This is a genomic window from Telluria sp. LT1R51-2 (genome assembly GCF_059685775.1).
Map to the genome: position 1 here is coordinate 2131867 of NZ_JCASIM010000001.1, position 12870 is coordinate 2144736.

Genomic DNA, 12870 nt, shown 5'->3' on the forward strand with positions numbered 1-12870 from the left:
AGCCCATCGCCAGCGCGGGCCGGCCTGGCAGTTCACCGGCCCGCAACACCGAGAACTGGAATCCTGATGCACACTTCTGTCTTTTCCCTTGCCGTCCTGCTTGCCGGGGCCATCCCTTTTTCCGCGCACGCTGCGGACGCGTCCAGCTACACGATGGCCGACTATGCCAGCGTTACCAAGATCGACGCACACCTGCACCTGCACAATGCGGCGCCGGCGTTCATGGAAGCTGCCCGGCGCCAGAACTTCAAGATCCTGTCGATCAATGTTGACTACCCTGACTTTCCACCGCTCGATGACCAGCAGCGCGTCGCCATCGCACTGAAAAAGCAATTCCCGCAGGACGTTGCATGGGCCGCGAGCTTCTCCGTCGATGGGTCCGCCCAACCTGCGTGGCTCGCCGCCACGCGCCACCGCATCGCCGCGTCGATGGAAGCCGGCGCCGTGGGCGTGAAGGTGTGGAAGAACATCGGCATGAGCCTGCGCGGCGCCGATCAAGAACTGGTGATGATCGACGATGCGCGCTTTGCGCCGCTGTTCGACGACCTGGCCCGCCAGGGCATCCCGTTGCTGGGCCACCAGGGCGAGCCACACAACTGCTGGCTGCCGCTGGCGCGCATGACGGTCAACAACGACCGCACCTATTTCAAGAACCACCCGCAATACCATATGTACCTGCACCCCGAGATGCCGAGCTGGGAAGCGCAGATGGCCGCGCGCGACCGCATGGTGGCGGCGCATCCGACACTGCATTTCGTCGGCGTGCACCTCGCGTCGCTGGAGCGCAATGTGGACGAACTGGCGGCGTTCCTCGACCGGTTCCCCAACGCCGTCGTGGACGCGTCGGCGCGCATCGGCCAGCTGCAGTACCAGAGCCAGCGCGACCGCGAGAAGGTGCGCAACTTCTTCATCAAGTACCAGGACCGCATCCTCTACGGCAGCGACATGGCGCAAGAGCCTGGCCAGGACGGCGCCGCACTGGGCCGCGAAGCCGAAGGCGTGTGGCGCATGCACTGGCGCTACTTCAATACGGCAGAGTCGTTCAAGGTCGCCGACCTCGACCAGCCCGTCCAGGGTCTGGCACTGCCACGCGACGTCGTCGACAAAATTTACCGCACGAATGCCGAGCGCGCCTTCCCCGGCGCCTGGAAAGGCCAGCCATGACCGCGCGCCGTGCATTTCTCGGGTGGCTGGGCGCGGCGCCGCTGGCCACGCAGATCCCGCTGGCACAAGCGGCGCCCGCCGCCGCCTCCGTCACCGGCAAGGGCCATGTGCGCGTGCAGGACGCCGCCGTGTCGCTACAGTTCGACGAGCAGCTGCGTTGCCGTATCGTTAGCCTGCTGGGCAAGCAGCCCGTCGCGCTGACGGGTTTTGACACCAGCGAGCACCTGGTCGTCGGCGGCAAGCCGCTCGGCCGCTTCACGTTGCAGAAGGCCGAGCCGGCCCCGGCCACGACGCCGTTTGGCGCCGGACAGGCGCTGCACCTCGTCGGCCGCTCTGCGGAGGGCATCGAGAAGCGCGTCACCGTGACGCTGCTCGACGAGCATCCGGGCGTGGCGTTGCTGGACGTGCGCTACGTGAATACCGGCGCCAGGCCGCTGACGATCGATGCCTGGGTCAATGGCGCGCACCGCCTGGCCGCCGCGCCGCGCCATGCGGGCGGCTACTGGACCTATTCCGGCGCCAGCCACGCCGACCGGCGCGACTGGGTGCAGCCCGTCAAGCGCGGTTTCGAGCAGGGCAACTTTTTGGGCATGAACGCGTCGGACTACGGCGGCGGCACGCCGGTTGCCGATGTCTGGCGCCGCGACGTCGGCCTGGCCGTTGGCCACCTGGCGCTGCAGCCGCTGCTGGTGTCACTGTCCGTCAAGGCGGTCGGCAATGCGGTCGACATCGCGCTGCGCGGCGACGTCCCGCAGACGCTGGCGCCAGGCGCCAAGCTGGCCACGCCGCCCACGTTCATCGCTGTGCACCGTGGCGACTTCTATGTACCGCTCGACCGCTACCGCCGGCTGATGGCCGCGCAGGGCCTTGCCGCTCCCGAGCCGCCGCAAAGCGCCTACGATGCGCAGTGGTGTGCCTGGGGTTACGAACGCGACTTTTCGCTCGAGTACGTGCGCGCCACGCTGCCCAAGGTGCAGGAACTGGGCTTCAAGTGGGCCGTGCTGGACGACGGCTGGCAGGTCAAGACCGGCGACTGGACGCCCGACCTGGCCAAATTCCCGCGCGGCGGCGACGACATGAAGGCGCTGGTGGCCGACATCCACGCACGCGGCATGAAAGCGCGACTCTGGATCGCACCGCTTGCCGTGGCCCCCGGCAGCGACGAGCTTCACGAGCATACCGACCTGCTGCTGCTCGACGAGACCGGCGCGGCACAGGACGTGACCTGGTGGAACTGCTTCTACCTGTGCCCCGCCTACGACAAGACGCAGACGCGCCTGGCCGCGACGCTGCGCATGATCATCGCGGACTGGGGCTTCGACGGCCTGAAGGTCGATGGCCAGCACCTCAATGGCGTGGCGCCATGCTTCAATCCCAAGCACCAGCACAAGCGGCCCGAGGAATCGGTCGAGGCGGTCGCGGACTTTTACAAGGTCATGCACGACGTGGTGCATGCGGCCAATCCGGAAGCGGTGCTCGAGGTGTGCCCGTGCGGCACCAGCTACGCCTTCCACAATATGCCGTACATGGACCAGGCGCCATCGTCCGACCCGCTGTCGAGCTGGCAGGTGCGCCACAAGGGCAAAACGCTCAAGGCGCTGATGGGCCCATGGTCCGCCTACGCGGGCGACCACGTGGAACTGAGCACGGGCGGGCAGGATTTCGCTTCCAGCGTCGGGATCGGCGCGGTCGTCGCCACCAAGTTCACGTGGCCGGTGGACCCGAAACCCAAGGACTCGTTCCTGCTGACACCCGAGCGCGAGGCGCACTGGCGCCAGTGGGTGGACCTGTACAACAAGGGGCGCCTGGCCGAAGGCCGTTACCGGGGCGAGCTGTACGACCTGGGTTTCGACAAACCGGAAACCCACGTCGTGGAGCAGGCCGGCGCGTTGCATTACGCGTTCTACGCCGACCGCTGGGATGGCATGGTCGCCTTGCGTGGCCTCGGCCCTGGCGCCTGGACGGTGCGCGACTCGCTCAGCGGGAGCGTGTTGGGCAAGGTCAGCGCCGACAAGCCGACGCTGCCTCTGCGCTTTACGCACAGCCTGCTGATCGAAGCGCGGCCCGACCTTCCCGACGAGCTGCCTGTTGCGTTTGCCGGCACGGTCCCGGCCGTGGGCACGGACGGCTTCCCCCACGCCTCGCAATGGGCCGACGCTCCCACGACCTTCTTCCGTCACGACTGGCAAGGCAAGCCGCTTGCCGGGCCACAATCGACCCGTGTCCAGCTGTTGCGGGGCGCTGGCCACCTGTACCTGCGCTTCATCTGCAAGTACGAGTCGCTCACCACCTTTGATCAGGCCGGCCCGGCGAGCGCCATCTGGCCACTGTGGGAGCGCGACGTTGTCGAGGTATTCCTGCAGGCGCCCGATCGCGCCGGCCTGAAAAGCTATCGCGAGGTGCAGGTCGCGCCCAACGGACTGCTGCAGGAAATCGCGATCGAGGTGTCGGGCAAGCGGCGTATCGATGGCGGCAGCCGCGCCAGGGCGCATGTCGATGCGGGCAACAAGGTCTGGACAGCCGAGCTGGCCATACCGATGCAGGGTCGGGACGGCTGGCGCCTGAACCTGTTCCGCATAGAAGGCCCCGAAGCTGCCGGTGACAACCGCGTGCATTCGGCATGGAGTCCGACCCGCACGGCCGCGCCCGACTTCCACGTGCCAGGCGCGTTCGGCCGGCTGCTGATCGGCGCATGATGCTGCAGCGCCTGCGTCCACTCGCGCTGCTGGTCATGCTGTCGGCGCACGCCCATGCCGTGCAGTCGACAGAGAGCCAGTCAGGAAACCCCGTCGAGACGACATTCCAGGCGTCGGCCGACGAGATCGCCAATCCCGAGCGGGGCATGTACGTCTGGGCGTCCGACAACCTGGCGGCGTGGACGCAAGCGCAGGCCGGCGCCCAGTTTGCGGCCGGCTACCGGATCGTCTACGCGCCGGTGCGGCTGGACGCGCATGCCGGCCACGCGCTGCCTGCAACGCTGCTGGCCGACTTGAGCAAAGGGTTTGCGGTTGCGCGGCGCGCGGGCCTGAAAGTCATTCCGCGTTTCATGTACAACTTCCCGGCAGGTGAAACTGCTTACCGGGCGGCGCAGGATGCACCGCTCGAGCGCGTGCTGGAACATATCGGGCAACTCAAGCCAGTCCTGGCGGCGAACGCCGATGTCATCGCGTATCTGCAGGCTGGCTTTATCGGCGCCTGGGGCGAATGGCATACCTCGTCGAACAACCTCACCCTGCCGGCGCGGCGCATGCAGATCCGTGATGCGCTGCTGGCCGCGCTGCCGCCCGATCGCTTCCTGCAAGTGCGCTATCCACCTTATCTGATGGCGTGGGCGCCACAGGCACCGCGCTGGCGCGATGGTTCGGCCGCGGCAAGTATCGGCGTGCACAACGACTGCTTTCTCGCATCAAGCACGGATGTCGGCACCTACAGTGAAAATCCTACAATCCGGCAGCGTGAGCGCGACTACGTGGCCGCGCTGTCGACGACCGCGCCGTTCGGGGCCGAAACCTGCAACCCTGCCGATGCCGTCAACCCGACGCCACGCACGAACTGCGAGGACATCCTGCGCGAAGGCCGGCGCTTCGGCCTGACCTACTTGAACGACAGCTATTACCGCGACCTGTTTCACCAGCGCTGGCAGGCGCAGGGTTGCATGTCGCAGGTCAAGCGCAGTATGGGCTACCGGTTCGAACTGGTGACGCTGCGGCATAGTTCGCACATCGTGGCTGGCCAGTCGGGCGAGCTGACGCTGACTGTGCGCAACGCCGGCTGGGCACGTGCCTTCAACCCGCGGGGTGTGCAGATGATGCTCCGGCACCGTGCTACCGGCAAGGTTGTACGCCTGGCCCTGGCGTCGATCGACCCACGCGCCTGGCTGCCCGGGCAGACCAGCACCGCAACCGCACGGGTTGCGATCCCGGGCGGCACGCCCACTGGTGCCTGGGACATGCTGCTGGCATTGCCGGATGGCGCGGCGTCGCTGGCCGGCGATGCGCGCTACAGCGTGCGGCCCGCCAATGCCGACGTTGCGGCCAAAGCGCAGGGATGGGATGCCTCGCTGGGCGCGTTTCGTACCGGGACGACGCTGAATATTCTCTGAAGGTCTGCCACGCCATGCGCGCGTGGCCGGCTTACTCGGCGATCAGGAGTTCGATGCCCGCGTCGCGCAGGCCGTCCCGGTATTGCGGACTGATATCGCCGTCGGTGATGACGGTGTGAACGCGGTCGAGCTGCACGATACGGTGCAGGCTGATGAAACCGAACTTGGAGGAATCGGCGAGCACGATGACTTTCCTGGCGCGCTCGACCATCTTGTGGTTCAGGCTTGCTTCGGCCTCGTGGTGGGTCGTCACGCCGAACTGCAGGTCGAGGCCATCGACGCCTAAAAACAGCTTGTCGAAACTGTAGGCTTGCAGGCAGGCTTCGGCCTGCAATCCCTGAATGGACAGCGCCTGCTTGCGCAGCAGGCCGCCCGTCAGAATGAGGTCGACGCCGGCGGCGTTGACCAGCTCCCAGGCGATATTCAGGCCATTGGTCAGCACCGTCACATTCTGCACGTCGCGCAGGTGGCGTGCCAGCGACAGCGTCGTGGTGCCCGAATCGATGATGATGTTCTCGCCCGGCTTGACCAGACGCGCAGCCAAGGCACCGATGCGCTCTTTCTGCTCGTGGTTGAGTGCGTCTTTTTGCGACACCGTGTGTTCGGTCGGCGGCATGCGTGCCAGCGTGGCGCCGCCGTGGCTGCGGATGGCCAGGCCCTGCGCCTCGAGTGCACTCAGGTCGCTGCGGATCGTTACTGCCGAGACGTTGAGTTGCTTGACGAGTTCGCTGACCTGGACCGAGGCTTGTTCGGTAAGAGCTTTAAGAATGGTGTCGCGGCGCTGACCGGTTTGACCCATGATTGGATACGCAGATTTAATAAAAAAACAGCTTACCAGATTGGCGCACCGCCGGCACGCCATCTGCTCGACGGCGGGTCATTGCTTGCCTGCCAGGCGGTCGAGCGCTGCAGGGTTCAGCGGTATGCCCACCTGGTGCGCCGCATAGACGGCAGCGCCGAGCACTGGCGGCAGGCGCGGCGCCATCAAGCGGTATGCGCCGGCACTGCTGGCCGCGAGCACGCGCGCAAACGGCGCACGCAGCGGGCCTTCCACGCCAAACAGGCCGCCCGAATACGACACCGTGACTTCGGTGCCGGGATCGACCCCGAGCTGGCCCCGCACCGCATCGACCAGGGCGGCCACCTCGAGTGCAGCCGACTCAATGATCGCTGCTGCCTGCGCATCGCCCAGCGCCGCTGCTTCGGACACGAGGCGCGACAGCGCGGCCACTTTGCTGCGCTCCCCTTTGAGCTCGCCATAGACGACCTGGCACAGGTCGAGGTCATCCTGCAGTGCCAAACGGGTGCGCATCAACCCATGCAGCGGCCCGCGCGGCGCGCGGCCATCGCTCATGCGCGAGAACAGCGCAAGACCAGCCCGGGCGATCCAGTAGGCCGAGCCTTCGTCGCTGAACAATTCGCCCCAGCCGCCGGCGCGCGCCCCCTGCCCGCCGATGCGCCCATAGGCCATCGAGCCGGTGCCCGCGATGACGCTGATGCCGTCGGCGCAAGCCAGCGAGCCGGCCCAGCTGCACACCATGTCGTTGTCGCACAGGTAGCGCCCGTGGCCCAGCACGGCGCGTGGCAGCGCATCGAGTTGCGGCTGCACGGCGCGGTCTTCGCCGTACGCGGGCAAGCCGAAGAACGCGAATGCGATGTCGTTCGCGCTGACGCCGGCTGCCGCGAACAGCTGCCCGCAGCCGCGCGCCAGCATGTCAGCCGCGCCTTCCATGCCGACTTCGAGGTAATACGCGCTGCTCTGCTCATTGCGCGCCAGGACCTGGCCCTGCCGGTCGATCAGCGCGAACGCCGTCTTGGTGCCGCCGCCGTCAACCCCGAGAAACATCGCTGTCCTCCACCAGTGGATAGATCGTGACGCCCTGCACCACGCGATTGACGGTGCCCGACACGCTCGGCGTATCCGGACGCAAGCTCAGCGCCAGCGATTGCAGCAGTGCGAACGCCTGGCAGAACACGATGTACGGCAGTGCCAGCGCCAGATCCGGCGCCTGCCCGACCCCATCCAGCGTGATGCAGGCGTCACCCAGCGCAGGCTCGTCGCGGCCGCTCAGCGCCAGCACACGGCCGGCCCGGCCATCATTGCGCAGTTCGCGCAGCAGGTCGAGGTCATAGCGGCGGGCACGGGGATCGTTCGACAACAGCACGACGACCAGCGTGTCGGCATTGACAATCGTCTTCGGTCCATGGCGAAAGCCCAGCGGCGAGTCGAACAGCGCGACCACTTGGCCATCGGTCAGTTCGAGCAGCTTGAGTGAGGCTTCACGGGCCAGCCCGCGCAGCGCATTGCTGCCCAGGTAGACCACGCGGCTAAAGTTCTGGGCCACCAGCCCGTCCAGCAGCGGCAGCATCGACGCCAGTACCTGCGCGGCCGCAGCCGACGGCCCGGCGGTGGCACCCGGCGCCAGCACGCCGAACGCGCCCGCCGCAGCCAGCAGCATCGAGGTGAAACTGGTGGTCATGGCGAACCCGCGGTCGTGCGTGGCGTCGGGCAGCAGGATCGCATACGCATTGGCGCGGCCCTGCGCCATCCGGCACAAGGCGCCGTCGGCATTGCAGGTGATGACCAGGTGGTAGATCTCGTCCACCACCCCGTCGGCCAGATCGACGGCAGCCACGCTTTCCGGGCTGTTGCCCGAGCGGCCGAACGACACCAGCAGCGTCGGCACCTTCGGCTGCAGGAACTGGCGCGGGCCCGAGACCAGGTCGGTGGTGGGCACGGCCTCCGCGCGCCAGCCGCCGCCCAGCAAGGCCGGCGCCAGGCATTCGCCGATGAAGGCCGAGGTGCCGGCGCCCGTCAGCACGATGCGCAGGTCGGGCCGCGCGAGCAAGGGCCCGAGGAACGCGTCGAGCGCGTCGCGCTGGCGAACGACCAGCGCCTCGATCTCGGGCCAGACGGCCGGTTGCTGCGCGATTTCACGCGCGGTAGCGCCGGCACCGGCGGCATCGAGCCGCTCCGTACCAATGCCCAGAATATTCCTGTCAGCGACTAACATGCTTCCAACTCCTTCGTTGCGGCGCCTGCCATGCAGGCCGCCATGTATTGGCGCAGCACTCTGGCCACGCCCTCTTTGAGCAGATCGACCGGCTGGTTGTTCAACCGCCCTTCACGCACGGCGTCATACTGGAACGGCAGGTACTGGCTCAGCAGCGTGAGCGGCGGCGGCGTGCGCTCCAAACTGGCCAGCAGGCGTGCCTGCGCGGCCTGAATGGCCGGATGCGGCCAGTAGTAGCGAATCCTGTCACTCAGGCTGTATTGCTGGTCGAAGCGGGCGCGGCGCGGCTCGTTGTCGTAGTACTTCTGCCACTGCGCCGGCTCGGCACGCATCACCTCCAGCACCGTGTCCTTGAACCCGGAGCCCTTGCCATCGCCCGCCATCGCGGCCTCGATATCGGCCAGCGCCCACAGCGTTTCACGCAGCGCGAACGTTGCGCCAGGGCCCACCTTGAGAATGGCAAAATGGCCGGCAACGAGCGCCGCCAGGTTGGCCGCCGTCTGGTAGTCGGTCGAATGGGCTTCATAAACCAGCGTGGGCACGTCTTCGATCATGCGGCCGAGATCCATGGCGCGCTCGGGCAGGAAGTCAATGACCTTATGGTGGTCAAATTCAACACCCGGCTGCACCACCAGGCCAACCACACGTGGCCACGCCGCATCCAGTCCGGCGGCAGCGAATGCGGCGCGGTGCGCAGCGATCGTCTGCGTCGCCGCTGCGGGCGTCGTGACGCTCAGTTCGGCCAGGTCTTCATGCGCGCCGCCGGGCACCGGCACTTCGGTGCCCACCACATACACGGGCGCTTCGCCGCCAGCCGCCTGCCAGGCCCGCTCGGCCACCGCGCACAGCCGCGCGGCCCGCGCGGCCACCACGTCATCCTGCAACGGCACCGGGTCGCCAACGCACGACATCGAGCAATCCAGGTGAATCTTGCGAAAGCCCGCCGTGACGTACTGGTCGATCAGCACCTCGGCCTTGGCCATGGCGGCATCCGCGTGTTCGCCCTGCCAGGCATTGGGGCCCAGATGGTCGCCACCCAGCAGCACGCGCTCGCGCGCCAGGCCGACGCGGTCGGCGATGGCGTAGACGAAATCACGGAATGCGCTTGGGGTCATGCCGGTATAGCCGCCATCCTGGTTCACCTGATTCGACGTGGCTTCGATCAGCACCGGCTGCGCCGGCCCCGCCGCGAGCGTTACTTCCATCGCCGCCTCGAGCACGATCGGATGCGCCGAGCACACCGCGTGGATCCCGACCGCTTCGCCAGCCTTGTGCCGGCGCACCAGATTCAACATGTAGTCCATTTATCAGGCTCCTTCGGTTGATTCGGCAGGCGCGACGCTATCGTCCGCCTGCAGCGCAAGAAACAGCGCGGCCGCCAGCGCCAGGCCGATGCCGGCCAGCCGGTAGCCGCCCGGCACCGCGCCAGCCAGCGCCATCGCGATCACGGTGGTCAACAGCGGCGCGCCGGCATTGACCAGCGGCGACACCGTCAGCGCCTTGCCGTGCCGGAACGCATACACGAGCGTCAGCGCGCCGATGGCGTTGAGCACCTGGGTGGCCGCAGCCAGCAGCGGCCCGGATGGCCCGTAATTGATCGGCTGCGAGAAATCGGTCATCGCCAGCGCCACGGGAATGCACAGCAGCGCACTGGCGGTCATGTAAAAGAAGATGCTTTCGGCATCCATCCGTGTATTGGCCAGCTTGATGAAGTACGCCTGCAGGCCCCATGCGACCAGAACGCCGATCGCCAGCACGAACCACAGCCCATACTGCTGCGGCGCGCCGCCCGGGTTGAAGTCAAACAGCGGCAGCGCGCACACGGCCAGCACGATGCCGACGACGCCCATGCGGCCCGTACGCTCATGCAGGAACAGCAGCGAGAGCACAATCGTGATGACGGGAGAGAGCGAAATCAGCGGGAAAATCAGGTAAGCCGGGCCGGCCTTGACTGCATAGAACAGCACCATCTGGCCACCGGCGCCCAACAGGCCAATGGCCAGCCCGTAGCCCACGGCGGTGCGATCGCGGCGCACGCGCCAGCCGGAGCGCGCCAGCACGAACAGCGCCGGCGGCACCATCGTCAGCGCCCACACCACATACACGAGGGTTTCAGGAAAACCGTTCTGGGTGGGCAGGCCGGCGAAAGCGCCCCAGACGCCCCACAGCAAGGCCGTCGCCAGCGCGTAGCCGAGCCAGCGCGGCTTGGCAGCACCGGCGGCGACTTGTTGAGGCGAAGTCGTCTTTTCCAGGGTGTCTGCGGGATTCACAGGGCCACCCATCCTGCCAGCCCGTTCATGCGGTACGCAACGCTATCGCTCGATGTGATCTTCATCCGTATCTTCCTCCGCTAGGTGCGTTTGTTTCAAACGTTTTCGTTGCCATCGATGTGATAGTAAATAAGTGCCAAACGAAAAGCAAAGTCTTTCCAAATATTTTCGATATAGCGTGTTTTTGATGATGAAATCGCGCCTTTTATTTTCGAATACTTTCGATTACCATCTGGACAACGGACGTACGTGCCGTCCGACCTTTTCCGCCCGCAGAAAAATTCATCGTCAGGAGATTTGCATGAACCACCGCTGGACTAAGGCAAGTAAAACCAAACCCTGGACCGTCGTGTGCGGCAGCGCGGCTGCTGTTCTGGCCCTGACGATGACGCAGGTTCATGCAACATCTCCGGCTGATCCCCTGGCCCCGGCAGGCCGTTGGGAAGGCAACACGAGTGGCAGCGCCAGCACACCGCCGATGGGCTGGAACAGCTGGAATGCATTCCGCACGGAAGTCGACGAAGGCAAGGTGATGGGCGCGGCACAGGTGCTTGCCGAAAGCGGTCTTGCAAAGCTCGGCTACAACCATGTCATCCTCGACGATGGCTGGTGGATGAAGCGCCGCACCAGCGATGGCCGCCTGCAGATCCGCACGGGGATCTTTCCGTCTGCCGCCACCGGTGGGCCGGACGGCACCAGCTTCAAGCCATTTACCGACAAACTGCACGCGATGGGCTTCAAGGCGGGCATCTACACGGACGTCGGCCGCAATGCGTGCTCGCAAGCCTACGATCTGCATTCGCCCAACCTGCCACAAGGCACAACGGCCGAACGCGAAGTGGGCCTGGATGGCCACGTCACGCAGGACATCAATCTGTATTTCAAGGAGTGGGGCTTCGACTACCTGAAGATCGACGCGTGCGGACTGGCCGACTTCATACCGGGCTCGGACCTGGTCAAGAAGCAGAGCTACCGCGGCATGCCGCCCCTGATCGAACGCGGGTCTATCAACCGCACGGATATCGGCGCCGTGCGTGCCCGCTACGAGACCGTTGCCGCAGCCATCAAGGCGGCGCGCCCACTGGGTGATTATGTGATGTCGATCTGCGCCTGGGGCATGGCCAACGTGCGCAGCTGGGGCAAGGATGTCGGCAACCTGTGGCGCACCAGCGCCGACATCACGCCGAGCTGGACCAGCATGCTGCACAACTTCGACAGCGCCGCGAAACGCGCGCTGTACGCAGGCCCCGGGCACTGGAACGACCCCGATATCCTGCACATCGGCCACGGCGAATTCGATGCCAACAACCCGGTCGAAGTGCGCTCGCATTTCTCGCTGTGGGCGATGATCAACGCGCCGCTGCTGGTCAGCTATGACTTGCAACATGGCCCGGCATCGTTTCTCGCCGTTCTGGGCAATGCGGACGTGATTCGCCTGAACCAGGACAAGGCCGGACACCAGGGCATCGTCGCCTACGATTCGGACGATGCGCAGATCATCGTCAAGACGCTGGGTAACGGGCAGCGCAAGGCAGTGGCGCTATTCAACCGTGGCGCATCGCCCGCACCGGTGACGCTGCTGGCGATGCACCTGAAACTGGCGGATGGCGCACCGGTCACGCTGCGCAACCTGTGGACGAAGGAAACCTTGACCTTCACCGGCGAGAAGGCCTTTACGCTTGCACCGCACGAGACGCTCGTGTTCGAAGTACGCGGCAAGCGCCAGCTGGAAAACGGTGTGTATCTGTCGGAGATTCCGGGGTCGATCAACGTCGCCGTCGACGGGACGCGCCAGCCGCAACTCGATCCGACCGTCCATCGCATGATCGACCCATGGTCGAGCACCCGGTCAGGCGGCTCACGGCCACAATATGCGGGCTGGGGCGGCGCGCAGCCGGATGCAACGCCGTTTGGCCAGAGCCTGCAGGTGGCCGGCCAGGTGTTTACGTCGGGGCTTGGCGTGCTGTCCAATTCGCGCCTTCAGGTGAAGAATGATACTGGCTACGCGCGCTTGACCGCATCGGTTGGCGTGGATGATTCGACGGAAAACACCAAGGAACTGGTGCGCTTTTACGTGTATGGCGATGGCAAACTGCTCGCGGAAAGCGCCCCGGCACGGTTCGGATCGAAAGTTCAGGCATTGACCGCCGATGTGCGTGGCGTGAAGGTCATTGAACTGGTGGTGCGGGATGCCAGGACCGGCAACGCGGTGCCTGTCGTGGCGACCTGGGGGGATGTGCAGCTGACGCAGGCTGGTGCCGCTGTGCCGGGGCCGCGAATCTCTGGCAGCGACCGCATCTGAGTGCCGGGACACGACACG

9 protein-coding genes are annotated in these 12870 nt (G+C 66.1%); 4 read left to right on the forward strand and 5 right to left on the reverse strand.

What is annotated here, in order from left to right; translation table 11 throughout:
- Positions 1 to 66 precede the first annotated feature (66 nt).
- The 3 genes from AC56LH_RS09325 to AC56LH_RS09335 are packed head-to-tail and all read left to right on the forward strand — an operon-like array spanning position 67 to position 5266.
- Positions 67 to 1164, forward strand: coding sequence for an amidohydrolase family protein (locus tag AC56LH_RS09325; RefSeq protein ID WP_499645689.1), 1098 nt, complete (start codon positions 67 to 69; stop codon positions 1162 to 1164).
- Complete coding sequence (locus AC56LH_RS09330) at positions 1161 to 3860, forward strand: alpha-galactosidase (RefSeq protein ID WP_499645690.1); 2700 nt, start codon at positions 1161 to 1163, stop codon at positions 3858 to 3860. Before AC56LH_RS09325 ends, AC56LH_RS09330 begins: the two co-directional genes overlap by 4 nt.
- On the forward strand, positions 3857 to 5266 hold the full coding sequence (locus AC56LH_RS09335; RefSeq protein WP_499645691.1) for a DUF4832 domain-containing protein: 1410 nt from the start codon (positions 3857 to 3859) through the stop codon (positions 5264 to 5266). The genes AC56LH_RS09330 and AC56LH_RS09335 overlap by 4 nt, the downstream gene beginning before the upstream one ends.
- 31 nt (positions 5267 to 5297) lie before the next feature.
- On the opposite strand, the gene agaR is transcribed toward AC56LH_RS09335, so the two are convergent.
- From agaR to AC56LH_RS09360, 5 genes are all read right to left on the reverse strand, one after another.
- Positions 5298 to 6065 carry a transcriptional repressor AgaR gene (gene agaR / locus AC56LH_RS09340; protein WP_499645692.1) on the reverse strand — a complete coding sequence of 256 codons (768 nt, stop codon included), beginning with the start codon at positions 6063 to 6065 and terminating at the stop codon, positions 5298 to 5300.
- A 78-nt stretch (positions 6066 to 6143) separates the two neighbouring features.
- Complete coding sequence (locus AC56LH_RS09345; protein WP_499645693.1) at positions 6144 to 7112, reverse strand: N-acetylglucosamine kinase; 969 nt, start codon at positions 7110 to 7112, stop codon at positions 6144 to 6146.
- The gene (locus AC56LH_RS09350; protein ID WP_499645694.1) at positions 7096 to 8280 is read right to left on the reverse strand and encodes an SIS domain-containing protein; all 1185 of its coding nucleotides are present in this window, start codon (positions 8278 to 8280) and stop codon (positions 7096 to 7098) included. Before AC56LH_RS09350 ends, AC56LH_RS09345 begins: the two co-directional genes overlap by 17 nt.
- Positions 8274 to 9584, reverse strand: a complete 1311-nt coding sequence (locus AC56LH_RS09355; RefSeq protein WP_499645695.1) for a D-tagatose-bisphosphate aldolase, class II, non-catalytic subunit — start codon at positions 9582 to 9584, stop codon at positions 8274 to 8276. The genes AC56LH_RS09350 and AC56LH_RS09355 overlap by 7 nt, the downstream gene beginning before the upstream one ends.
- Before the next feature lie 3 nt (positions 9585 to 9587).
- Entirely contained in the window at positions 9588 to 10550 is a 963-nt protein-coding gene (locus tag AC56LH_RS09360; RefSeq protein WP_499645696.1) for an EamA family transporter, read from the reverse strand.
- Positions 10551 to 10851: 301 nt separating this feature from the next.
- On the opposite strand from AC56LH_RS09360, the gene AC56LH_RS09365 reads away from it, so the two are divergent.
- Entirely contained in the window at positions 10852 to 12852 is a 2001-nt protein-coding gene (locus tag AC56LH_RS09365) for an NPCBM/NEW2 domain-containing protein (protein ID WP_499645697.1), read from the forward strand.
- The last annotated feature ends 18 nt before the right edge of the window (positions 12853 to 12870 follow it).

Coding starts and splice junctions, on each gene's coding strand:
- AC56LH_RS09325 (WP_499645689.1), top strand. CDS start 67: ATGCACACTTCTGTCTTTTCCCTTGCCGTCCTGCTTGCCGGGGCCATC.
- AC56LH_RS09330 (WP_499645690.1), top strand. CDS start 1,161: ATGACCGCGCGCCGTGCATTTCTCGGGTGGCTGGGCGCGGCGCCGCTG.
- AC56LH_RS09335 (WP_499645691.1), top strand. CDS start 3,857: ATGATGCTGCAGCGCCTGCGTCCACTCGCGCTGCTGGTCATGCTGTCG.
- agaR (WP_499645692.1), bottom strand. CDS start 6,065: ATGGGTCAAACCGGTCAGCGCCGCGACACCATTCTTAAAGCTCTTACC.
- AC56LH_RS09345 (WP_499645693.1), bottom strand. CDS start 7,112: ATGTTTCTCGGGGTTGACGGCGGCGGCACCAAGACGGCGTTCGCGCTG.
- AC56LH_RS09350 (WP_499645694.1), bottom strand. CDS start 8,280: ATGTTAGTCGCTGACAGGAATATTCTGGGCATTGGTACGGAGCGGCTC.
- AC56LH_RS09355 (WP_499645695.1), bottom strand. CDS start 9,584: ATGGACTACATGTTGAATCTGGTGCGCCGGCACAAGGCTGGCGAAGCG.
- AC56LH_RS09365 (WP_499645697.1), top strand. CDS start 10,852: ATGAACCACCGCTGGACTAAGGCAAGTAAAACCAAACCCTGGACCGTC.